The 23,661-nt window shown below is 64.5% G+C and carries 17 protein-coding genes; 11 read left to right on the forward strand and 6 right to left on the reverse strand.

The genetic code is table 11. The features are described 5' to 3' along the window. Positions 1-628 precede the first annotated feature (628 nt). Positions 629-1,408: a HugZ family protein gene (locus ACKUUH_RS10595; protein ID WP_407949887.1), complete on the forward strand. Its 780-nt coding sequence runs from the start codon at positions 629-631 to the stop codon at positions 1,406-1,408. Between the two features lie 99 nt (positions 1,409-1,507). Further along, entirely contained in the window at positions 1,508-2,098 is a 591-nt protein-coding gene (locus ACKUUH_RS10600; protein ID WP_407949888.1) for a Spy/CpxP family protein refolding chaperone, read from the forward strand. Between the two features lie 49 nt (positions 2,099-2,147). Here ACKUUH_RS10600 and ACKUUH_RS10605 read toward each other — a convergent pair whose 3' ends face one another. Next, complete coding sequence (locus tag ACKUUH_RS10605) at positions 2,148-2,339, reverse strand: hypothetical protein (RefSeq protein ID WP_407949889.1); 192 nt, start codon at positions 2,337-2,339, stop codon at positions 2,148-2,150. A gap of 133 nt (positions 2,340-2,472) precedes the next feature. Between ACKUUH_RS10605 and ACKUUH_RS10610 the strand changes: the two genes are divergently transcribed. The 4 genes from ACKUUH_RS10610 to ACKUUH_RS10625 all read left to right on the forward strand — a co-directional run bounded on the left by ACKUUH_RS10610 (position 2,473) and on the right by ACKUUH_RS10625 (position 8,971). Beyond that, complete coding sequence (locus ACKUUH_RS10610; RefSeq protein WP_407949890.1) at positions 2,473-4,023, forward strand: YifB family Mg chelatase-like AAA ATPase; 1,551 nt, start codon at positions 2,473-2,475, stop codon at positions 4,021-4,023. Between the two features lie 125 nt (positions 4,024-4,148). Next, entirely contained in the window at positions 4,149-6,353 is a 2,205-nt protein-coding gene (locus ACKUUH_RS10615) for a response regulator (protein ID WP_407949891.1), read from the forward strand. Positions 6,354-6,395: 42 nt separating this feature from the next. Beyond that, positions 6,396-7,814, forward strand: a complete 1,419-nt coding sequence (locus ACKUUH_RS10620) for an AmpG family muropeptide MFS transporter (RefSeq protein WP_407949892.1) — start codon at positions 6,396-6,398, stop codon at positions 7,812-7,814. A gap of 275 nt (positions 7,815-8,089) precedes the next feature. Further along, positions 8,090-8,971 carry a GNAT family N-acetyltransferase gene (locus tag ACKUUH_RS10625; RefSeq protein ID WP_407949893.1) on the forward strand — a complete coding sequence of 294 codons (882 nt, stop codon included), beginning with the start codon at positions 8,090-8,092 and terminating at the stop codon, positions 8,969-8,971. Positions 8,972-8,973: 2 nt separating this feature from the next. Here ACKUUH_RS10625 and ACKUUH_RS10630 read toward each other — a convergent pair whose 3' ends face one another. Continuing rightward, positions 8,974-11,238 (reverse strand): NADP-dependent malic enzyme, encoded by a 2,265-nt coding sequence (locus ACKUUH_RS10630; protein ID WP_407949894.1) that lies wholly within the window; start codon positions 11,236-11,238, stop codon positions 8,974-8,976. Positions 11,239-11,523: 285 nt separating this feature from the next. On the opposite strand from ACKUUH_RS10630, the gene mutS reads away from it, so the two are divergent. Then, on the forward strand, positions 11,524-14,307 hold the full coding sequence (mutS, locus tag ACKUUH_RS10635; RefSeq protein WP_407949895.1) for a DNA mismatch repair protein MutS: 2,784 nt from the start codon (positions 11,524-11,526) through the stop codon (positions 14,305-14,307). Positions 14,308-14,504: 197 nt separating this feature from the next. Here the strand turns inward: mutS and ACKUUH_RS10640 are convergent, their stop codons facing one another. Next, positions 14,505-15,233 carry a methyltransferase domain-containing protein gene (locus tag ACKUUH_RS10640; protein ID WP_407949896.1) on the reverse strand — a complete coding sequence of 243 codons (729 nt, stop codon included), beginning with the start codon at positions 15,231-15,233 and terminating at the stop codon, positions 14,505-14,507. Positions 15,234-15,430: 197 nt separating this feature from the next. Between ACKUUH_RS10640 and ACKUUH_RS10645 the strand changes: the two genes are divergently transcribed. After that, entirely contained in the window at positions 15,431-18,220 is a 2,790-nt protein-coding gene (locus tag ACKUUH_RS10645; RefSeq protein WP_407949897.1) for a [protein-PII] uridylyltransferase, read from the forward strand. A 151-nt stretch (positions 18,221-18,371) separates the two neighbouring features. Beyond that, positions 18,372-19,313 (forward strand): hypothetical protein, encoded by a 942-nt coding sequence (locus ACKUUH_RS10650; protein ID WP_407949898.1) that lies wholly within the window; start codon positions 18,372-18,374, stop codon positions 19,311-19,313. Between the two features lie 27 nt (positions 19,314-19,340). Here ACKUUH_RS10650 and ACKUUH_RS10655 read toward each other — a convergent pair whose 3' ends face one another. Next, the gene (locus ACKUUH_RS10655; RefSeq protein WP_407949899.1) at positions 19,341-19,487 is read right to left on the reverse strand and encodes a type II toxin-antitoxin system RelE family toxin; all 147 of its coding nucleotides are present in this window, start codon (positions 19,485-19,487) and stop codon (positions 19,341-19,343) included. Beyond that, the gene (locus tag ACKUUH_RS10660; protein ID WP_407949900.1) at positions 19,477-19,734 is read right to left on the reverse strand and encodes a type II toxin-antitoxin system Phd/YefM family antitoxin; all 258 of its coding nucleotides are present in this window, start codon (positions 19,732-19,734) and stop codon (positions 19,477-19,479) included. Before ACKUUH_RS10660 ends, ACKUUH_RS10655 begins: the two co-directional genes overlap by 11 nt. A gap of 180 nt (positions 19,735-19,914) precedes the next feature. Here ACKUUH_RS10660 and murJ point away from each other — a divergent pair, with 180 nt between their 5' ends. Beyond that, positions 19,915-21,471, forward strand: coding sequence for a murein biosynthesis integral membrane protein MurJ (gene murJ, locus ACKUUH_RS10665; RefSeq protein WP_407949901.1), 1,557 nt, complete (start codon positions 19,915-19,917; stop codon positions 21,469-21,471). Positions 21,472-21,501: 30 nt separating this feature from the next. Here murJ and ACKUUH_RS10670 read toward each other — a convergent pair whose 3' ends face one another. Beyond that, the gene (locus ACKUUH_RS10670; protein WP_407949902.1) at positions 21,502-22,200 is read right to left on the reverse strand and encodes a YfbU family protein; all 699 of its coding nucleotides are present in this window, start codon (positions 22,198-22,200) and stop codon (positions 21,502-21,504) included. Between the two features lie 372 nt (positions 22,201-22,572). On the opposite strand from ACKUUH_RS10670, the gene trpS reads away from it, so the two are divergent. Further along, the gene (trpS, locus tag ACKUUH_RS10675; protein ID WP_407949903.1) at positions 22,573-23,580 is read left to right on the forward strand and encodes a tryptophan--tRNA ligase; all 1,008 of its coding nucleotides are present in this window, start codon (positions 22,573-22,575) and stop codon (positions 23,578-23,580) included. The last annotated feature ends 81 nt before the right edge of the window (positions 23,581-23,661 follow it).

Consider the following 23,661-nt stretch of genomic DNA (forward strand, 5'->3'; position numbering starts at 1 on the left):
CTTCAATTGACGGACTCTACTCAAATCTGGAGGAAGTTCAGGGGCTCACGTCACATGCTACCGATGGAATCCAACTCTTATATTGAATCTTCATCCGCGGTCAGCTGCACGCCATTATGGACGGAGAATTTTGTCCACAGCGGCCTCCGACAATTGCCCATTGGGCATGATGCTGTTTGTGCGCCTATCGTAAACCATGCCGGCCCTTACCCGGCCGTCATAGTTTCCGTCCCTCTTCTGGTGAGCGCGTCCCATAAGCGCATCTTTCCAACTGCTGTAACGTGACGCATTGCGTTGATATTCGTCACGAGGCGCTGTGGCTACGCGCAATGTCAAAAGCAAGAATATAGTGCTGATACTGATGCCAATTACCGCAACCAGAAAGGCAAGTAGTTCGGCCATGGCTTGATATCCCCTAAAGCTTTGCAAAGACGATGAAGCGATTCGCAGAAAATAGAAAGAGTCTTATTGACTCGAACGACGTAATATGGAATCCGGCATTGCTCGAATCAACCACAGACCAAGACTTTTTGTGAAGGCACGATAGGCCGCAGCCTTTCCCGATTGCCATTCCCCATGCGCTCGTCTATTCCTCTTGATAATCACTCGCAAAAAGAGGGCGCGCGTCATGGCCGAACCCCGGGAAGAACCGAAGCATCTCAGGCTCGACACCAATGACGAAGCCCGCGCCTTCGCCGAAACGCTGCTGCGGACCTGCCGCCATGGCGCGCTTGGCTGGCTCGAGCCCGGCACCGGCCAGCCCCTCATCTCCCGCGTCGGCTGCGCGCCCGATATCGACGGCACGATCTTCTTTCCGGCCTCCGCCCTTTCCGCGCATACGAAGGCGCTGGCTCGGGATGCGCGGTGCTCGCTGCTCATCGGCGAGCCCGGCAAGGGCGATCCTCTCGCCCATCCCCGGCTCTCGCTTGTCGCCCGCGTGGTCCGCCTCGACAAGGACAGCGCCGATGGCGCGCGGCTTCGCCGCCGCTATCTCGCGCGCCATCCGAAATCCGGGATCTATCTCGACCTGCCGGACTTCGCCTTCTACAGGCTCGATTGCGAGCGCGCCTTTCTGAATGGCGGCTTCGGCAAGGCTTTCGATCTCGCCGCCGGCGACATGTTCCTTCCCCGCGACGAACTGGCCGCCGAACTCGCAAAGGCCGAGCAAGGCATCGTCTCCCACATGAATGAGGACCATGCCGAGGCCGTCGGCCTTTACGCGACGGTGCTGGCAAAAGCCGGGCCCGGCCATTGGCACATCGTCTCCCTCGATCCGCGCGGCCTCGATCTCGCGGCCGGCCAGCGCCTCATCCGGCTGAATTTCGCAAAGCCGCTGACATCGGCGGCCGAAATCCGGCCCGTCCTTGTCGAAATGGCGAAAGAGGCCCGCGCGATGCAGGCGGGCTGAAGAACAAGAGGCATTTCCGGAAATTGATCGGGCGCAATGCACCCGATGCCTCTTCCTGTTCGTTTGGCATTCGGAATCGGAAACAGGAAAGGGACAACAATGAAACCGGCACATTTCCTTCTTATGGCATTCCTCGCCGGCGCTCTCGTTGCAGGGCCCGCCTTCGCGCAGAAGGACGGCGTACCCCGGCAGGGCTGGGGCCCGGGCATGATGATGGGCCAGGACGGCAGCATGATGGGCGGCATGATGGGCTCCGGCATGATGGGCCGGTCCGGAATGATGGGCGGCTCGGGCATGATGGGCTCGGGCATGATGGGCGGCGGCTGCGGCATGATGGCGGGTGGCTTTGCCGCCGATGGAAAGCTCGACACCTATGTCGATGGCCGCGTCGCCTTCCTTGAGGCGGAACTCGGCATTACGCAGGATCAGCAGGGCGTCTGGAAAGACTATGCCGACGCGCTGCGGTCGAATGCGGATGTGATGGTGGCGATGCATGGCAGGATGCGTGACGCCGTGGGAGGGCAGGACACCGCGCCCACCGCCTGGCTTGATCTTCACATCGAGATGATGAAGTCGCGTCTCGCCGCTCTCGAGGCGCTCAAGCCCGCGACCGAGGCGCTCTACGTCGCGCTCACGCCGGAACAGAAGCAGAAGGCGAACCGTCTCCTGCCGGCCATGGGCTGCATGTAATCCCCCCGCGCCGGGGCGGCCGAGACCGCTGCGGGCGGCTGGTTTGAAATCACTCCGGCCGCTCGATCGGCAGCGACTGCGAGTTCTTCGACGGCAGGCTGGCCTGCGAAGGCGTCGCGGTCGAACCCATCGGCCCCGGCTCCTCGGGGGGCGCGCCGATATCGCTGGCGCTCCCGCAGCCCGCGAACAGCACGCCGGTGGCGATCAGAGTGGCGGCAAGCGCTGGTATTGTCCGTCTCATGTCGCACGTCAGCCATGCCGTTCCCACGGTATTCTTTTCTTATGTTCCCATTTCGTTCTTGACCTTTCCGGCGTGTGAGCTAGCTTTTCCGTAATCCGTCCTCCGTGGGGCAGGGCGGGAAGGGGGCTCGTTCATGGTCGCGCATATCGAAACGGTGGCCTTTCAGGGCGTCGAGGCGCGGCCTGTCGACGTGCAGGTCCACATCGCGGGCGGTGTCGTCGGCTTCGCGGTGGTCGGCCTCGGCGACAAGGCGGTCGCCGAAAGTCGCGAGCGGGTCCGCGCCGCCCTGCAGGCGATCGGTCTCGGCCTCCCCGCAAAGCGCATCACCGTCAATCTCGCCCCCGCCGACATGCCCAAGGAAGGCAGCCATTACGACCTGCCGATCGCGCTCGGCCTCCTTGTCGCCATGGGCGTGCTGCCGCCGCAGGAGCTTGAGCGCTTCGTCGTCATCGGCGAACTCTCGCTCGACGGCGGCATCGACCCCGTCGCCGGCACGCTGCCCGCCGCCATCGCCGCCAATGCGCGCGGCAAGGGCCTCATCTGCCCCCAAGCCTGCGGCCCGGAAGCTGCCTGGGCCGGCATGGGCGAGGACAATCCGGGCGGCGTCCTCGCGCCGCGCTCGATCATCGCCCTGGTAAACCACTTTCGAGGTACGCAGGTTCTCTCCGAGCCCGCGCCCATGAAGGCGGTGGAAGCCGCCGCCGTTCCCGATCTCCGCGACATCAAGGGCCAGGAAACGGCGAAGCGCGCGCTCGAAGTCGCCGCCGCCGGCGGCCACAACATGCTGATGGTCGGCCCGCCAGGCTCCGGCAAGTCGATGCTCGCCGCCCGCCTCCCCGGCATCCTGCCGCCGCTCACACCGCGCGAAATGCTCGAAACCTCGATGGTCGCCTCGCTGGCGGGCGAGCTTCACCGCACCGGCGTCTCCCGCCGCCGGCCCTATCGCGCGCCGCATCATTCGGCCTCCATGCCCGCCCTTATCGGCGGCGGCCTGCGCGTCAAGCCCGGCGAGGTCTCGCTCGCCCATCGCGGCGTGCTCTTTCTGGATGAACTGCCGGAATTCCCCCGTCAGGTGCTCGACAGCCTGCGCCAGCCGCTCGAAACCGGCGAGGCGGTGGTTGCTCGCGCCAATGCGCATGTCACCTTTCCCGCCCGCTTCCAGCTCGTAGCCGCGATGAACCCCTGCCGCTGCGGCCATGCGGGCGATCTCGCCCGCGCCTGCCCGCGCGTGCCGCGCTGCGTCGCCGATTATCAGTCGAAGCTTTCCGGCCCCATGCTCGACCGCATCGACATCCATATCGAGGTGCCGCCCGTCGCCCATGCCGATCTCGCGCTGCCGCCGCCCGCCGAAGGCTCGGCGGAGGTCGCCGCCCGCGTCGCCGCCGCCCGCGACATCCAGGAGGCGCGCTTCGCCGCTCACGTCGGCCCCAATTCCATGCTGTTGAACGCCCATGTCGAGGGCGAATTGCTCGACCGCATCGCCGCGCCGGACGATGCGGGCCGTCTCCTCCTCGCCGAGGCCGCCGAGCGCATGGGCCTCACGGCGCGCGGCTATCACCGCGTGCTGCGCGTCGCCCGAACCCTTGCCGATCTCGAAGGCGAGGAGAGCGTCCGCCGCATCCATGTCGCCGAAGCGCTCGCCTATCGCGAAACGGTTGCGGGCCGCCTCGGCGCGGCGGCTTGAGCGAAATCGGCGCCCCCCGCCGTTAACCCTTTCCCCTAACCCTTTCTCAACCACGGCAAGGGCAGATTGACGGGCAAAATCGCCCCCATGGCGTAATCAGGTCGCGCATCCGGGAAATGCCCTTCATGTCCCTGTTCCCTCTCGAACAGACACCGCTCATTCTTTTCGGCCTCGCGGCCGTGCTGCTGCTCGGCCTCGAAGCCTGGCGCCGCGCCGCCACGCGCACCCGCGCGCTGCGCTCGGAAATCGAGATCCTGCAGACCCGCATCGAAACCCTGCGCGACGAAAAATGGGCGATCGCCGAGCGTGAGGAGCGTTACCGCGACCTCGTCCGCGCGCAGGGCGACATCATCCTGCGCAAGGACCTCCGGGGCCGCCTGAGCTACGTGAACGACGTCTTCTGCGACACGTTCGGCCTCGCGCGTCCCGATGTGATCGGCCGCCCCTTCCTGCCCGAACGTCCCGAAGGCGAACCGCCGCGCATGCTCGCTTCCTTCGCCGGCCTCGCCATGCCGCCCTACCGCATCCGCTACGACGAACGCGCGATCACGACGCGCGGTCCCCGCTGGTTTGCCTGGGAGGAATTTGCGATCCGCGACGAAGACGGCAAGCTCATCGAAATCCAGGCCGTCGCCCGCGACGTGACCGACCGCAAGGAAGCCGAGGAACGCCTCGCCGAGGCGCTCGCCCAGGCGAAGGACGCCAACCGCGCCAAGTCGCTCTTCCTCGCCACCATGAGCCATGAAATCCGTACACCGATGAATGGCGTCATCGGCATGACGAAGCTTCTCCTCGATACGCGGCTCGATCCCGCGCAGCGCTCATACGCAGAGGCCGTGCGCGCCTCGGGCGAAGCGCTGCTCAACATCATCAACGACATTCTCGATTATTCGAAGATCGAGGCGGGCAAGATCACGCTCGACGAAACCTCCTTCGATCCCCGCGCCGTGCTCGAAAGCGTGGCCGAACTTCTTGCGCCCCGCGCCTTCGACAAGCATCTCGACATCGTCACCGAAATCTCGCCCTCCGTACCCCGCCTTCTCCTGGGCGACGAGGCGCGCATCCGCCAGATACTGCTGAACCTCGCGGGCAACGCGATCAAGTTCACGGTCGAAGGTGGCGTGGCGCTTCGCCTCTCGCGCAAGAAAACGCGGAGCGACGGCCGTATCGATCTTCTGCTCGAAGTGGAAGACACCGGCATCGGCATGGACGCTCATGCGCGCGAACACATCTTCGACGACTTTGCGCAGGCCGATCAGTCCCACGCCCGGCGCTTCGAGGGCACAGGGCTCGGTCTGGCCATCACGCGCCGCCTCGTCACCGCCATGGGCGGCACGATCGAGGTCGAAAGCGAGGAGGGCAGGGGCTCTCTTTTCCGCGTGCATCTGCCGCTCCGTCTTGCCTTGGGCGAAAGGGACGCGCCCGCGCCAACGCCTCTTTCGGGCCTCTCCGTTCTCATCCTCGACGACCGCCCGCTTGTCGGCAACGCGCTGGCGCGCGCCGCCGCCGCCGCCGGCGCGGCAACGCAGCTTGTCGCGGATGGCGCCGCCATGGCCCGTGCGCTTGCGGCCTCTCCCTTCGATGTCTTCATCTGCCCGCTCGATGGCGCCGGTCTCGACGGCGCGGCGCTTGCCGCCGAAGCACGCCGCCTCTCGCCCGCCACCGGCACGCTGATGCTGCTGCGCCCGCAGGATCGCGCCCGCCTCGAGGAATTGACGCGCGGGCCCTCCGCGCCCTTCGACGGCTACCTCGTGCGCCCCGTCCGCGCCGCCTCTCTCGTCGCGCGGCTGACCGCGCTGCGCGTGCGTGGCTGGATGCCCGGCGCCGCCGCGCCGGAAACACGCGATTATGACGATGCCATTGTCGAGGCGGAAGCGCCCGCTGCTCCCGCGGGCGATGCCGCCACGCTCGGAAGGCTCCGCATCCTCGTCGCCGAGGACAACGAGATCAACGCGCTGCTCACGCGCACCCTGCTCGAACATACCGGCCACGAAGTCCGCCTCGCCCGCAATGGCGGCGAGGCGCTCGCCCATCTCGAAGCCGATCTGTCGGAAGAGGTGGACCTCATCCTGATGGACCTTCACATGCCGGGCATGGACGGTTTCGAGGCGACCGCGCGTATCCGCACGCTCTCGACCGCCCATGCGCATCTCCCCGTCATCGCGCTCACCGCCAACGCCATGGCCGACGACCGCCAGGCCTGCCTCGATGCCGGCATGGATGATTATCTCTCCAAACCCGTTTCCGCCGAGGCGCTGGCCGAGACGCTGGCGCGCTGGGTCGGCCGCCGCTCGCCTCGCGGCGCTGGCGAAAAGACGAATCACGCCTAAAGTGTGGGGCTCCGATTTCCGGGGCCAGGGGAGAGAAATCCAATGCCGGCCATGACGCGCGCCCGGGGCTGGGCGTCGAGCCTTGCGGTCTACCGCGAATACCGAACCATCATCATGCTGCTGCTCGGCTTCTCGTCGGGCCTGCCCTTCCTGCTGGTCTTTTCCACGCTGTCGGCATGGCTGCGCGAGGCGGGCATCTCCCGCACCGATATCGGCCTCATGTCCTATGTCGGCCTCGCCTACACGATCAAGTTCCTCTGGGCGCCCGTCATCGACCATCTCCATCTGCCGGTGCTGAACCGTCTGCTCGGCAAGCGCCGTGCCTGGATGCTGCTCGCCCAGCTCGTTGCCGCAGCCGCCCTTGTCGGCCTTTCCTTCTCCGATCCGGCGCAGGCGCTGATGCCCGTCGTCGTCTTCGCCCTCATCCTCGCCTTCGCGTCTGCAACACAGGACATCTCGATCGATGCCTGGCGCATCGAGGCGGCATCGGACGAAAAGCAGGGCGCCCTCGCCGCCGTCTATCAGCTCGGCTACCGCATCGCCCTGATCGCCTCGGGCGCCGGCGCGCTCTACATCGCCGAAGGCGTCTCGTGGGCCGCCGCCTATCTCGTCATGGCGCTGCTCATGGGTGTGGGCATTCTCTCGGCGCTTCTCGCGCCGCGCGTCGCCGAGGCCGAAGCGCCCGCCATCGGCGAGGAAACCGTCGCCCGCTTCGTGCATCGCTTGCACGCCGATGGCCGCATGGCGCGCAGCGCCGGCTTCCTCTACCGCGCCGTCGTCGCGCCTTTCGTGGATTTCTTCAATCGCTACGGCTGGTGGTCGCTCGTCCTGCTGGCGCTCATCGGTCTCTACCGCGTGCCCGATTTCGTCATGGGCGTCATGGCGAACCCGCTCTACATCGATCTCGGCTTCGAACTCTCGACCATCGCCACCATCGTCAAGCTCTACGGCATCTGGATGACGATTGCGGGCGCGCTGATCGGCGGCATCGTCGCCGCGCGCCTCGGCGTCCTGCCCTCGCTTCTCCTCGGCGCCATCGCCGCCACGGGCACGAACCTCATCTTTGTCTGGCTCGCCTTTCAGGGCGCGGACCCGGTCGCGCTCGCCGTCACCATCTCGATCGAGAATTTCTCGGGCGGCTTCGCGGGCACCTGCCTCATCGCCTACATGTCGAGCCTCGTGAACCACGAATTTGCGGCCACGCAATATGCGCTCTTCAGTTCGGCCTTCGCCCTGCCGGGCAAGCTGCTTGGCGGGTTGTCGGGCAGCATGGTGGACGGCTTCTCGGCAACGTCCTCCCTCGTCCAGCCTCTCGTCGCCATGGCGCCCCATCTGACCGCCGAGACCGCGGGCTACATCCCCTTCTTCATCACCACCGCGGCGATGGGCCTGCCCGCCATCCTGCTCATCCTCCTCGTCGCCTGGAAACGGCCCGGACCCGCGCCGGCAAACCCCGCTTGATCCGCCGGCCCTGAATATCCAAATGCGGTCAGGGACTTGGCGCCCTCCGCTCACTGTCGCGCATTTGTCGCAGCCTCCTGCCACAAGGTGCGTCCCGGCCCGGCTTGTCTTGGCATAGGGCGGTGATGATGAAAGGATAGGCGCGAATGGCCATTCGGCGCTCTCGCGAGGTCGAAAAGGGGTTTGCGGCTGGGGGAAGTCTTGTGTCGCCCGCCGGTGTGCCGCGGGTGAGGCATGCCGGTCTGGGTGCGGAAATGGGTTCGGGTTCCGAAGGTATGACATCGATAAAGACGGACCGGCACGCCGGGCCGGCCGAAGCGGCCGCACTATCCGCCAGCTTCGGCCGCAAGGGGGCGCTCGAAGTGCGTCTCGCCCGGTCGGCCTGCGAAATCGACGCCGCGCAAGCGGTCCGCTACCGCGTCTTCTACGAGGAGATGTCGGCAAAGCCCGATGCCGAGACGCGCGCGCGCAAGCGCGACTTCGACCGCTTCGACGAGATTTGCGATCACCTGCTCGTGGTCGACCACTCGCTCATGCCCGAAGGCGCCGGCGAAGACGATCTGCCGCCGCAAGCCGTGGTCGGCTGCTACCGCCTCCTTCGCCAGGAAGTCGCCGAGAAGAGCGGCGGTTTCTACACCGCCAGCGAATACGACATCGCGCCGCTCCTTGCGCGCCACGCCGATCTCAATTTCCTGGAGCTTGGCCGCTCCTGCGTGCTGCAGCCCTACCGCAACAAGCCGACGGTCGAGCTTCTCTGGCACGGCATCATGCATTACGTGACGGCGCACAAGCTCGACGTCATGTTCGGCTGCGCAAGCTTCGAAGGCACGGAGCCCGACAAGCTCGCCGCGCCGCTTTCCTATCTCCATCACCATCATGCGGCGCCCGACGACTGGAAAGTCCGCGCGCTGCCCCATCTCTATGTCGAGATGAACCGCATGGCCGCCGAAGACCTCGATCCGCGCGAGGCGCTGCGCGCGCTCCCACCCATGATCAAGGGCTATCTCCGTGCGGGCTGCTATATCGGCGACGGCGCGGTGATCGACCACCAGTTCGGCACCACCGACGTGCTGATCCTCTTCCCCGTCGCGCAGATCTCCGACCGCTACCTCTCGAAGTTCGGCGCGAAATTCGGCACGCCGAACGGGAAGGGCTGAACTCAGCGGTAGAGGTTATACGCCGCCAGCGCCGCCATGTTCACGAGGTCGGACACCGTCGCCGTCATCGGCACGATCTGCACCGGCCGCTTGAGGCCGACCAGCAGCGGCCCGATCAGCGTCGAACCGCCCAGCACGCGCAGCAGCTTCGTTGAGATCGACGCCGCATGGATCGCCGGCATGATGAGCACATTCGCCGTATCGGTCAGCCGGCAGAACGGATAGAGCGCCATCGTCTCGCGGTTGAGCGCGACATCGGCGGCCATCTCGCCGTCATATTCGAAATCGACTTTCCGCTCGTCGAGAATGCGCACCGCGTCGCGCACCGTCGAGGGCCGCTCATGCGTATGCGTGCCGAAGCTTGAATTGGCGAGCATCGCGACGCGCGGCTCGTAGCCGAGGCGCCGCGCGACTTCGGCCGCCTGCGTGGCGATATCGGCGAGTTCTTCCGGCGTCGGCATCTCGTGCACATTCGTGTCGGCGACGAGCACGGTGCGCCCGCCCGCGACGACGAGCGTGACGCCGATCGGCCGCTTGTCGTCCACCGCATCGATCACGCGCCGCACATCTTCCAGCGCCACCGAATAGGTGCGCGTCACACCCGTCACCATCGCGTCCGCATCGCCGCGCTCCAGCATGACGGCGGAGAAGATGTTGCGGTCGTTGCTCACCAGCCGGTGGCAGTCGCGATAGAGATAGCCGTTGCGCTGCTGCTTCTCGTAGAGGAAGTCGGTGTACTCGCCCACCTTCTCCGAGCTGCGCGCATTGCGGATGTCGAGGTCGGTGTTGGGATCGAGACCCATCTGCTTCAGCGTGTCGCGGATCTGGTCTTCGCGTCCGACAAGGATCGGATGGCCGAGCCCGCTGTCGCGGAAGGAGAGCGCCGCGCGGATCACGCGTTCTTCCTCGCCTTCGGAGAAGACGACGCGCTTGGGGTCGCGCCGCACCTTGTCCATGATGACCTGCAGCGTGCCGGCCGTCGGATTAAGCCGCGCCTGCAGCCGGTTCCTGTAGGCGTCCATGTCGACGATGGGCGCGCGCGCCACGCCGCTGTCCATCGCCGCCTTGGCGACGGCGGGCGGAATCTCGCGGATCAGCCTCGGATCGAACGGCACGGGAATGATGTATTGCGGGCCGAAGCGCGGGCGCTCGCCATGATAGGCGGCGGCCACTTCGTCCGGCACGTCCTCGCGTGCGAGCTTTGCGAGAGCCCGCGCGCAGGCGATCTTCATCTCTTCGTTGATCGCGCTCGCGCGCACGTCGAGCGCGCCGCGGAAGATATAGGGAAAGCCGAGGACGTTGTTGACCTGGTTCGGATAATCGCTGCGCCCCGTCGCCATGATGACGTCGTCGCGCACTTGCGCCACTTCTTCCGGCGTGATCTCGGGATCGGGATTGGCCATCGCGAAGATGATGGGCTTTGCCGCCATCGAGGCGACCATCTGCTGGTTGATCGCGCCCTTCGCCGAAAGCCCGAGAAAGACGTCCGCGCCCTTCATCGCCTCTTCGAGCGTGCGTGCATCCGTGGTCGCGGCATGCGCCGACTTCCACTGGTTCATGCCTTCCGTGCGGCCCTTGTAGATCACGCCCTTGGTATCGCAGAGGATCGCATTGTCGTGCGGCAGGCCCATCGCCTTGATGAGTTCGAGGCAGGCGATGCCTGCCGAACCCGCGCCGTTGACGACGAGTTTGATGTCCTTGATGTCGCGCCCGGTCAGGTAGAGCGCATTCATGAGCCCCGCCGCCGTGATGATCGCGGTGCCGTGCTGGTCGTCGTGAAAGACGGGAATGTCCATCAGCTCGCGCAGCCGGCTCTCGATCACGAAACAGTCCGGCGCGCAGATATCTTCCAGGTTGATGCCGCCGAAGGAGGGCCCCAGATAGCGCACCGAATTGATGAAGGCGTCGACATCCTTCGTATCGACTTCGAGGTCGATCGCGTCGACATCGGCGAAGCGCTTGAAGAGAACGGCCTTGCCTTCCATGACGGGTTTGGAGGCCAGCGCGCCGAGATCGCCGAGCCCGAGGATCGCCGTGCCGTTCGAGATCACGGCAACGAGGTTCCCCTTCGAGGTGTAGTCATAGGCCGCGTCGGGGTTCTCCGCGATCGCGCGCACCGGCGCCGCAACGCCGGGGCTATAGGCGAGCGAGAGGTCGCGCTGCGTCGCCATCGGCTTCGTGGCGTTGATTTCGATTTTCCCGGGCTTGCCCTGGGAATGGAAGAGGAGCGCTTCCTCGTCGGTCACCTGGCGGCGCTTTTTGCTCATTTGTCTCTGATCCGGCTGTCGGCAGGGGCGTGAGGGCGTGGCGCCCGTCCCCGAAGCCCGCTTTTTAGGCGGGCGTGGGGCCAATAACAAGCGAACTCCGTTGATTTTGAGTGTCTTGCCCTGCTTTGCCGGGCCCGTCCCCACCCTGAAATCCCACCCTCCCCTCGGGGAGGGTCGAAAAATTAGAGCCTCTTGGCGCAGGATTTTTCGGGGCGGGGGTGCGGCGCCACCGCCATCGCGATCCCGCCTTTCCGGTGACCTCCGTTCCGATTACTCTCCGCCCCCATGTCGAAGCCCTTTTCCGAACCAGCCCCCTCCTTCCAGCACGAGAAGGTGCCCGCCGCCCCGCCCGCCGTCCCGGCGGACGCCACGCCCCCCTCGCGGGAGGCGACCCCTATGATGGCGCAATATCTGGAGATCAAGGGCGACTGGCCGGGGGTGCTCCTCTTCTACCGGATGGGCGATTTCTACGAATTGTTCTTCGACGATGCCGTCGCGGCCTCGGGCGCGCTCGACATCGCGCTGACGAAGCGCGGCAAGCATCTGGGCGAGGACATCCCGATGTGCGGCGTCCCCGTTCACAGCCACGAGGCCTATCTGGAGCGCCTCATCCGCAAGGGCTTCAAGGTTGCCGTCTGCGAACAGACGGAAGACCCGGCCGAGGCGAAGAAGCGCGGCGGCAAATCCGTCGTCGCCCGCGCCGTCCGCCGCCTCGTCACCCCGGGCACGCTCACCGAGGACACGCTGCTCGATGCCCGCGCGCATAACTATCTCGCCGCAGTGGCAAAAACCGGCAGCGAAGGGGATCTCGGCCTTGCCTGGGCGGATGTCTCCACCGGCGAACTCGCCGTCACATCCGTTTCGCCCTCCGGTCTCGGCGCCGAGCTCGCGCGACTCTCGCCCGGCGAACTTCTCGTCGCGGAAGGATTCGCTGAAGGCGAAAGCCTGACCCATGCGGGCGCGACGCTGACGCTCCTGCCCGCCGCCCGTTTCGACAGCGGCAATGCCGAACGCCGCCTGAAAGGTCATTTTGCCGTCCAGGCACTGGATGGTTTCGGCGCCTTCTCCCGCGCGGAACTGGGCGCCATGGGCGCGCTCCTCGACTATGTCGAGCTCACCCAGGTGGGCCGCATGCCCGCGCTTGCCGCGCCCCGCCGCGTCGCCAGCGCCGATGCCATGGCGATCGACGCGGCGACCCGCGCGAACCTCGAACTCGTCCGCACCCTCCAGGGCGAAACGGCAGGCTCGCTCCTCGCCGTCATCGACCGCACGGTGACGGGCGCGGGCGCCCGCGAACTCGGGAGCCGCCTCGCCGCGCCCTTGACCGATCCCCTGGCCATCAACCGCCGCCTCGACGCCGTCGAATGGCTGCTGGATGCGCGCGACGTGCGGCGCGATCTGCGCGCCGGCCTCAAATCCGCCCCCGATATCGCCCGCGCCCTGTCGCGCCTCTCGCTCGGCCGGGGCGGTCCGCGCGATCTTGCCGCCGTGAGGGACGGGCTCGCCGCCGCCCATGTGCTCTGCCGCGCGCTCGACGCCGCGCCCCCCTCGCTTCTGCCCCTGCCAGAGGGTATCGCGCGCGAATGCGCCGCCATGGACAAGGCCGCCTTGCCCCTGAAGGAGCGCCTCGTGGCAATGCTGGCGGGCGAACTGCCGCTCATCGCCCGCGACGGCGGCTTCATCGCCAGGGGCGCGAGCGCGGAACTCGACGAGACGCGGAGCCTGCGCGACGACGCCCGCAAGCTCATCGCCGGTCTTCAGGCGAGATATGCGGAGGAAACCGGCATCGCGGCGCTCAAGGTCCGCCACAACAATGTGCTCGGCTATTACATCGAGGTGCCGCCCCGCCATGGCGAGAAGCTCCTCCAGCCGCCCTTCTCCGGCACCTATATCCACCGCCAGACCATGGCGAACGCCATGCGCTTCACGACGCCGGAGCTGGCCTCCCTCGCGAGCCGTATCGCCGAAGCCGCCGGCCGCGCCGTCGAAATCGAACTCGCGCTCTTCGAAGACCTTGTCGCCGCCGCGCTTGCCGAAGCGCCGGTGCTGTCGCGTGCCGCCGAAGCGCTCGCCGCGCTCGATGTGACCGCCGCGCTGGCCGAACTCGCCGCCGGGCACCGCCATGTCCGCCCGCTTGTCGATGCAAGCCTCGCCTTCCGGGTCGTGGCCGGCCGTCACCCCGTCGTCGAGGCGGCGCTCGCAAGGACCGGCGAACAATTCGTGCCGAACGATTGCGACCTGAGCGCCGAGCAATCAGGCATGTCGCAAGGAGCGGCGTCCCGCGGCGACATGCCAAAATCATTATGGCTTCTCACCGGCCCCAACATGGCGGGCAAATCGACCTTCCTGCGCCAGAATGCGCTCATCGCCATCATGGCGCAGATGGGCGCCTTCGTGCCGGCGGACGAGGCGCATATCGGCGTGGTCGACCGCCTGTTCTCCCGCGTCGGCGCGGCCGACGATCTCGCGCGCGGCCGCTCGACCTTCATGGTCGAGATGGTCGAAACCGCCGCGATCCTCAATCAGGCGGGCCCGCGCTCTCTGGTGATCCTGGACGAGATCGGGCGCGGCACGGCGACCTTCGACGGCCTGTCGATCGCCTGGGCCGCCGTCGAGCATCTGCATGACGTGAACAAGTCGCGCGCCCTCTTCGCCACGCATTACCACGAGCTCACCGTGCTGGCCGAAAAGCTTGGGCACCTCGCCAACGCCACCATGAAGGTCAAGGAATGGAAGGGCGATGTCGTCTTCCTGCACGAGGTGGGACCGGGCGCCGCCGACCGCTCCTACGGCATTCAGGTGGCGAAACTCGCAGGCCTTCCGCCCGCCGTCATCGCCCGCGCGCAATCCGTTCTCTCCGCATTGGAAAAAGGCAATGACCGTGAGGCCCGCGCGAAACTGATCGACGATCTGCCGCTCTTCTCGGCCACCGCGAAGCCCGAAGCTCCGCAGGCGGAAGAAAGCGCCGTCGAGAATGAACTGAAAAATCTCAACCCGGACGAACTGACCCCCAAAGCCGCGCTCGAACTCATCTACCGGTTGAGGGGTCTGGTGAAGGACGGCGAGTAGACCCCTACACTAAATCAAAAGAATGTCATGCCCGGACTTGATCCACTGCTGTCCGGTTTAATTTTCAATCCCGAATTTAACCGTCATGACCCGGCTTGTCCGGGTCATCCACGTCTTTCTTTCCTGCCTTCCGTGCCGCAAAGACGTGGATGACCCGCATAAAGCGGGTCATGACGAATTGGGGAAAGGAAACGACTCTACTTCCGCGCGATATAAATACACTCGTCGCGCAGCAATCCCCACTTCGCTTCCTCTTCGGGCTTGCGCCGGTAGGCCTCCACCTTGAAACCCGCCGCTTCGAGCTTCTCCGCGAAGTCGCGGCCATAGAAGCGTTTGTGGTCCGTGCCGCCGAAATGCACGAAGCGTTCGTCCGGATCGGTGATCGCGGGATTCTCGTAGGTCTCCGCGCGCGACAGGTTGATCGGCACCGAGAAGAAGCCGTAGCCGCCGGGCTTCAGCACACGGAACATTTCCCGCATCGCCGCCTTGTCGTCGTCCACATGCTCGAACACATGGTTCGCGATCACGACATCGAAGAAATTGTCGGGCCGGTCGATCTTGGTGATGTCGAGCCGGAATTTCGCGATCTCCGCATAGAGATCGGCGGGCTCGTAGTCCGGATTGTTCTTCATCGCCCGCATCAGCCACTTCTCGGGGCCGAATTGCAGGATTTTCTTCGTCGAAAGGTCGATGCCGTGCTCGTCGAGATAGAGCTGCATGAGCCGGTGCCGCTCGCGGCTCCCGCAATTCGGGCAGCGCGAGTCCCAGCGCGAAGGCCGCCCGACGGAGAGGAATATCCCGTGATAGCCGCAGACCGGACAGGTGCGATGGATTTTCTTGCGCGAAAACTGCGTCCGGTCCTTCCACCATCCCTGCAGGAGGCGGCTGAAAATCTTGCCCCGGTCGATCTCGGAATTATGCGTCAAAACCAGTCCGCCTGTTCGGCTCCGCGAGTGTCGCTCCGGGGCCCGTGAAAATCGCGGCCACAATGTCGGCCACGGCAAAATAATGTCAAGCGATTGAACCTTGGGTCCGCGAAAGCGGCAAGGATTTCCGTACCTTGGGCGAGATGTGATAAAGCTTCTCGTCTGTCCCTCCGCGTTGGAAACCGGGAGAAGCCCTTATGGGCCGCACATTGCCGAGCTTGCTCGAAATCGCCGATCCGGGCGCCATCCGCGAACGGCTCGACGCCGTGCGCGCCTCGGCGAAGGACGACCTCGCCCTGAAGCGCGGCGTCGTCGCGGTGCTCAAATCCGCGCTCATGGACGGCCGCGCCAAGGCGCGCGAGCGGCTGGAGCAGGGTGCGCATCGCGGCCGCTCCTGCGCCGAGAGCCTCAGCTATCTCCAGGACACGATCATCCGCGAACTCTACACCTTCGCGACCGAGCACATGTTCTCCGCGCCGAACCCGAGCGGGGCCGAGCGCATCGCCATCGCCGCCGTCGGCGGTTATGGCCGCGGCACGCTGGCGCCCGGCTCCGACATCGATCTCCTCTTCCTGCTGCCCTACAAGCAGACGCCCTGGGGCGAGAGCGTCGTCGAATACATGCTCTACGCGCTCTGGGATCTCGGCCTCAAGGTCGGCCATTCGACGCGCTCCATCGCCGATTGCATCCGCCTCTCGCGCGAGGATTTCACCATCCGCACCGCGCTTCTCGAGGCCCGCTTCATCTATGGCGACCGCGACCTCTTCGCCGAACTCGAAACCCGCTTCGACGACGAGGTGGTGAAGGGCACGGCGAACGAATTCGTCGAGGCAAAGCTCGCCGAGCGCGATGTGCGCCACGCCCGTGGCGGCGAGAGCCGCTATCTCGTCGAGCCGAATGTGAAGGAAGGCAAGGGCGGTCTTCGCGACCTCAACACGCTTTTCTGGATCGCGAAATATGTCTACCGCGTGAAGCAGCCCTCCGATCTCGTCAAGGTCGGCGTCTTCACGAAGGAGGAATACCAGACCTTCCGCAAGGCGGAGAATTTCCTCTGGGCCGTGCGCTGCGAGCTGCACTTCCTCACCGGCCGCGCCGAGGAGCGCATCACCTTCGATCTCCAGACCGAAATGGCCAAACGTCTCGGCTATCAGGAGCATCGCGGGTTGAAAGCCGTCGAGCGCTTCATGAAGCATTATTTCCTGGTCGCCAAGGATGTCGGCGATCTGACGCGCATCTTCTGCGCCGTGCTCGAAGATCAGGAGAAAAAGAAGAAGCCCTCCATCGGCCGCTTCATGCAGGCGATGCGCCGCAAGAAGGTCATTCGCGGCTTCACCGTCGAGACGGGCCGCCTCTCCGTCTCGAATGTCGCCTTCTTCGAGAAGGACCCGGTCAACATCATCCGCCTCTTCCATGTCGCCGACCAGCACGGCCTCGACATTCACCCCGACGTGTTGAAGCTCGTCACGCGCTCGCTGAAGCATGTCGACGCCTCGCTGCGCCGGAACGAGGAGGCGAACCGCCTTTTCCTCGAAATCCTCGCCTCGAAGAAGACGCCCGAAATCACGCTGCGCCTGATGAACGAGGCGGGCGTGCTCGGCCGCTTCGTGCCCGATTTCGGCCGCATCGTCGCGCTGATGCAGTTCAACATGTATCACCACTACACGGCGGACGAGCACCTGCTGCGCGCCATCGGCATCCTCTCCGAAGTCGAGAAGGGCAAAGAGCGCGACGAATACCCGCTCGCCCACGAACTGATGGGGAAACTCAAGAGCCGCAACGCGCTCTACATGTCGGTCTTCCTGCACGACATCGCGAAGGGTCGCGACGAGGATCATTCGGACGCAGGCGCCGCCATCGCGCGCCGCCTCTGCCCGCGTCTCGGCATGAGCGAGGGCGAAACGGAAACGGTCGCCTGGCTCGTGCAGAACCATCTCGTCATGTCCGATGTCGCCCAGCGCCGCGACATCGCCGATCCGCGCACGGTCCGCGACTTCGCCGATCTCGTGCAGAGCCCGGAACGGCTGCGCATGCTCTATGTGCTCACCGTGGTGGATATCAAGGCCGTCGGCCCCGGCGTCTGGAACGGCTGGAAGGGCCAGTTGCTCCGCCAGCTCTATTTCGAAACGGAAGCGCTGCTGCAGGGCGGCGAGAGCGCGCTCAACCGCAAGGCCCGCGTGGCGGAAGCGAAGGAAGCCTTGGCCGCGCGTCTTTCCGATTGGTCGAAAGCGGCGGTGGATCGCTATCTCAAGCGCCATGGCGACGCCTACTGGCTCTCCACCGGCACGGACATGCAGGAGCGTCACGCGCTCTTCATCGAGGAGGCGAAGGACGAGCCGCTGGCCATCGCCGCCGCGCCCGAGCCCACGCGCGCCGTCACCGCGCTGACGCTCTACACGCAGGACCATCCCGGCCTCTTCGCGCGTTTCGCGGGCGCCTGCGCCGTGCTCGGCATGAACATCGTCGACGCGAAGATTTTCACCACACGCGACGGCATGGCGCTCGACATGCTCTGGGTGCAGGACCCCGACGGCACGGCGATCCGCGAGGAGCGCCGCATCCGCCGTCTCGAAGACATGATCCGGAAAGTTCTCGCGGGCGAGGTGCTGCCGCCCGACGCGATCGAGAGCCGTCAGCGCCGCGAGCGCCGCGCCGATGCCTTCACCGTCGCCCCCCAGGTCTTCATCGACAATGACGCCTCCGACGACTACACGGTGATCGAGGTGAACGGCCTCGACCGGCCGGGCCTCGTCCACGCGCTCGCCCGCGCGCTCTTCCATCTCGGCCTCACCATCGGCTCGGCCCATATCACGACCTATGGCGAACGCGCGGTCGACGTCTTCTATGTAAAGGACGTGATCGGCCACAAGGTCACCAACGCCAACAAGAAGAAGGCGGTCGAACGCCATCTCCTCGAAGCGCTGGCCGACCCGATGACGAAGGCCCGCCCCGCCAAACGCGCCAAACGCGACGACGCCGCGGCGGCCTGACAACCAGTGTCATCCCGGGGCTTGTCCCCGGCCACTCGCACTTCAGCTTGCCGCAGCAGCCAATGGATTTCGACGATGGTTGCCAGGAATCGGTGTCAGTAGTTAGAACGAGGAGGCAACCTTTCGATTGCCCCGATATCGGAGAACGCCTGTGCCGTTCAATGTGACGCTCATAAAGCAACGCCTCTACTGTCACGACCAGATAAATCGCTCCATATCGCGGGACTATGGTCTGGGCAATCGGGAGTTTCAGGATCCCGAGCCGTTTATCGAGGCCTTGCTGGAGTGTTTGGGGCAGGCCCCGAGTGACGATCCACTTTGCGTTGAACATTCGGTCAATAAGGTTTTTGGGGCGGCGGTCCGTGCGCTGGCAAGCAACAGTCGTCGATGGATTCAGTTCCTGCAATGCCAGGAACAGTTGAGGAAAATTCTGTGCGACTACGATGCATGCGAGTTTGTGTCCACGATTAACGCCACTGACGCACACAACGTTGTCGAGAAGATCGCCCGCTTGCTGGGCGGTCAGACGGCGAGAAGGGATGCAAAGGCGATTGTGGAGTGGGCGCGATTGCTATGCGCATGTCCTGACTACTACAAGAATGTCATCGTCGCTTTGGCTCTCGATCTCTGTCGCGAAGCAAACGAGAAATGTCGGCGTCAGCCTTCTGCGGCCGAACTGCTGCCCGCCCTTGTCGGGGCGCTTGTCTCGAAAACGAGACAATCGCGCGAGCGTTACAGGCAGTTGCCGATTCCCTGCGCGTGCGTCGGACTTCCGGGCATGCGTTATGTTCTCGCGAGCGAGTTCTTGCGAAATCTCGGCTGGAACGGTTTCAAGCCTGACCGTCATGTCAAAAGGCTGATCGAGCGCTGGCACCCCGGTTTGGCGGCGGAACAGCCCACCGAGTGCTACATCGCTCTCGCAGGCACTGGCGAGAGAGAGTTCCTGGAGTTCGTTCAGTACAGTCTGACGGGAATGGCGTTAACGCCGCCCGGCATTTCTTATTCGCACATGGACAATCTGATCTGGTTGCTCGGTGCCTATGTTGAGAAAGCCCGACGAGAAACCGGCACAAACTATCTTTCTCCAGATTGATTGGTGGTTCGCGCTGGAACGTGCCGGCTATTTCGGTACCGAAAGCCGGTGCTTCTCCACGCGCGGCTCTTCAAGCCGCCGCTCGAGTATCTTCCGGAACTGTTGTTTGATGTCCGGCGAGAGCTTGCGCCATTCTTTCTTCGCGTCTTCGACGAAGCCGAGCCTATAGGTCATCGAGCTCGTCGAGCGTCACATGAGTGACGGGCTGGCCCTGCCGGGCGATGACCTTTTTCATGTCCTCGTAGTCTTCAAGCCGGTCCAGCATCGCCTCGTAGGTTTCCGTATCGACGAGATAGGCGACAGGCTTGTTGTGACTGAGAATGGCGACAGCGCCTTCCTCCGCGGCGTCCTCGATCACGCGGGCGGGGCTGCGCTTCAATTCGCTGATGCTCGATACCTGCGAGGCGGCGATACGGGACATGACGGGCTCCTTTGCGCGCAATCTTAAGACCGATAAAGAGTACTCGCAATAGATAAATAATAAGTACTAGAAAAAGTACCTTTTCCGGTTGAATTTTCCTCGCAAATCCCCGGCAAGACAAAAAACGAGAACAGGGCTAGAGATTTGGAGAAGCGAAACGAAAGTCCGGGCTCCCCCCCTATGGCCTCCAACCCCATGAATATCGTCCGCTCGGCCGCGACCGTCGGCGGCACCACGCTGATAAGCCGCCTGCTCGGTTTCCTGCGCGACGTCATGGTGGCCGCCGCTCTGGGCACGGGGCCGGTGGCCGACGCCTTCTTCGTCGCCTTCCGCTTCCCCAACATGTTCCGCTCGATCTTCGCCGAGGGCGCCTTCAATTCGGCCTTCGTGCCCCTCTTCGCCAGGCGCCTCGAAGGCGAAGGGGAAGTGGCCGCGCGCCGCTTCGCCGAAGATGCGCTGGCCGTCCTCCTCGTCGCGCTCCTCGCGCTCACCCTGGTGGCGGAACTCGCCATGCCCTGGATCATGTTCGTCTTCGCGCCGGGCTTCTCGGACGACCCGCAGAAGTTCGAATGGGCGGTCGAGTTCACGCGCATCGCCTTTCCCTATCTCCTCTTCATTTCGCTGACCGCGCTGCAATCGGCGATCCTGAATTCGCTCGGCCGCTTCTTTCCGGGCGCCGCCGCGCCGGTCATGCTCAACATCACGCTCATCCTCGCGATCCTCTTTCTCGTGCCGCTGACGGACAATCCGGGCCGCGCGCTCAGCTGGGGCGTGGCGGCGGCGGGCGTCGTGCAGTTCCTCTGGCTTGCCGTGTCGCTCTGGCGGGCGGGCATGGTCCTGCGGTTGCGTATGCCCCGCCTCACGCCGGATGTGCGCCGCCTCTTCCGCCTCGGCGTTCCCGGCGTCGTCGCGGGCGGCATCACCCAGGTCAACCTCACCATCGGCACCATGATCGCCTCGCTCCAGGCAGGCGCCGTGTCGTGGCTTTACTATGCCGACCGCATCTACCAGTTGCCGCTCGCCGTCATCGGCATCGCGATCGGCATCGTGCTGCTGCCGGAGCTGTCGCGCCGCCTGCGCGCGGAGGATCATGGCGGCGCAAGCTGGAGCCAGAACCGCGCCATCGAATTCTCGATGCTGCTGACGGTGCCCGCCGCCATTGGCGCGGGCGTCCTCTCCCATGACATCATCCGCGTGCTCTTCGAGCGCGGCGCCTTCACGGCGGCCGATACGGCGGCGACATCGCTCGCCCTCGTCATCTACGCGGCAGGGCTTCCCGCCTTCGTCCTCATCAAGGTTTTCCAGCCGGGCTTCTTCGCGAGGGAAGACACGAAGACGCCGCTCCGCTTCGCCGCGATTTCGATTGCCGTCAACATCGCGGTCTCCCTCGCGCTCTTCGTGCCCTTCGGCTTTGCCGGCATTGCGACGGGAACGAGCGTCGCCGCCTGGGTCAATGCCGGGCAATTGGGCACGCGGCTCTACCGCCGCGGCGAGTTCGCGCCCGACGCGCCGCTTGCGCGCCGCCTGCCCCTGATCCTGCTTGCCGCCGCCGGCATGGGGGCCGCGCTCTGGTTCGGCGCTTCCGCCCTCTCACCCTTCTTCGCGGGCGATCTCGCGACAAGCATCGCCGCCCTCGGCCTCCTCATCGCCGCCGGCGTCCTCGTCTATTTCTTCCTCTGCCAGATCACCGGCGCCATCCGCTTGCGTGACCTCCGCCGCGCCTTCACGCGGGGCTGAAAGATTTTGAACTTGCCGGTTCTGGGTTGATCAAGCTGCGATCTTTGCTTGCAGCATTTCGATGATTTCCGATGCCGAGAGTTCTCGACCAACCAGATTTGGCCGTATGGGGAGGAACACCGACAGCATCCGCCGATATGCGGGAACCGAAGTACTGTGCGAATCGAGGTCACGCCCCTTGAATCTCGAAAATCTCCCGAGATCATCGATTAGAAACTGCGCGACACTCCGGTGCTCACCTTCGTTGTTCCCGTCAAAACCAGCAAACGTTACATGTTTTCCGAAGGGCTTTGCTTCAGTCTCGACCCGCTCCTTCTCCTTCTTCGAAAGTTCCGCATATCCCCTTTCAATGAATGTCCACATGTCCAGAATGTCGACGACTTCGGAAACTGTCTTCCTGCGATCAACATGTCTATGGAAGAGGCCGGAATACTCCCATTCCAGACCCCAGTAGTGTCCGCCATAAATCGCCGAAGCAAGAAAGTCGTGATCGATCTCTCGTTTGATTTTCAAGTGCTTGGTCATGTCGCCGAGGATCATCAAGATCAGTTTCTCGCCGTCGCTAATCTTGACGCTGTTCGTTGCTGAAAGGTCTAAGCCCTTTTCTATTAGGCGCCGCACCGCCTCAGAGCGGGAAGGTAGATCGCCCTGTTCTGCTCGCCAGTTGTCCACCTGCTCAAGAATCTCGGCGTCCAGCCGCAGTTCAAAGCGTTCGCTCTTCGGGGGCATATTGTCAGACTCCATATTGTCCGTATATCGTACGGAACATCGTAATAGATACGTATATACCGTGAGATTTTCAAATATGCAACTCGCCTATGCGGGCGAGTACGGATCGGACGCTACGGATCCACGGCCTGCAGCTCGAACTCGCCTTCCGCTTCTGAGGGAGGCTGAAAAACCGGGGACAGATTTTTTGTGTCGCGTGGCTTGTCCCCGGTGGCGGGGACAAGTTCGCCTATTGTGACAGTTTCATGACATTCTGGTGACAGTCGGGCCAATTCCTGAGAATCGTTCCAATCTGACGGGGGATTGCCTTCGCGGCTCATGCGCCGCATAACCTCCCGGATTCACGCCCTGCCCGGCCATGGAACCTGTCGAATGGAACAGCCCCGAAATCGCGTCTTCTCCGGTGTGCAGCCCACCGGCAATCTGCACCTGGGAAATTATCTGGGTGCGATCCGCAATTTCGTGGGCCTCCAGGAAACGCATGAGTGCCTCTATTGCGTCGTCGACATGCACGCGATCACGGTCTGGCAGGAGCCGAAAGAACTCGCCGCGAACACGCGCGAAGTCGCTGCCGCCTATATCGCTTCGGGCATCGATCCCGAGCGCCACATCGTCTTCAATCAGTCGAAGGTGTCGGCCCATGCCGAGCTCGCCTGGATCCTGAATTGTGTCGCCCGCATCGGCTGGCTCAATCGCATGACGCAGTTCAAGGACAAGGCGGGCAAGGATCGCGAGAAGGCGAGCGTGGGCCTCTATGCCTATCCGGTGCTGATGGCGGCTGACATTCTCGCTTACCGCGCAACGCATGTGCCCGTCGGCGAGGACCAGAAACAGCATCTGGAACTTGCCCGCGACACGGCGCAGAAATTCAATAACGATTTCGCCGCGCCGGATTTCTTTCCGTTGCCCGAACCCCTCATCATGGGCGCCGCGACGCGCGTCATGTCGCTCCGCGACGGCACGAAGAAGATGTCGAAATCCGATCCCTCCGATCTGTCGCGCATCACCATGCGAGACAGCGCCGACGACATCGCAAAGAAAATTCGCAAGGCGCAGACCGATCCCGAGCCTCTGCCGGAGACGGTCGAGGGGCTTGCCGGCCGTGCGGGTGCGGACAATCTCGTCGGCATCTATGCGGCGCTTTCCGGCAAGACCAAGGCAGAGGTTCTTGCCGAATTCGCCGGCGCGCAGTTTTCCGTCTTCAAACCCGCGCTTGCCGATCTCGCGGTCGAGAAACTCACGCCCATCACGAACGAAATGAAACGCCTGATGGACGACCCGGCCTATATCGACGGCGTGCTCGAACAGGGCGCAGTGCGGGCCCGCGTCATCGCCGATCCCGTGATCGCGCGTGTGCGCGAGCTCGTCGGCTTCATCTGAGCGGTTCCGTTCCGGGCGAGGGGCCGCTTGACCGGCGCGCGATGCGTCCCATCTAGGAGATGGTCCGTGCGCGCTCAAATC

It is taken from the genome of Parvibaculum sp. (genome assembly GCF_045863935.1).
Classification (GTDB): Bacteria; Pseudomonadota; Alphaproteobacteria; order Parvibaculales; family Parvibaculaceae; genus Parvibaculum.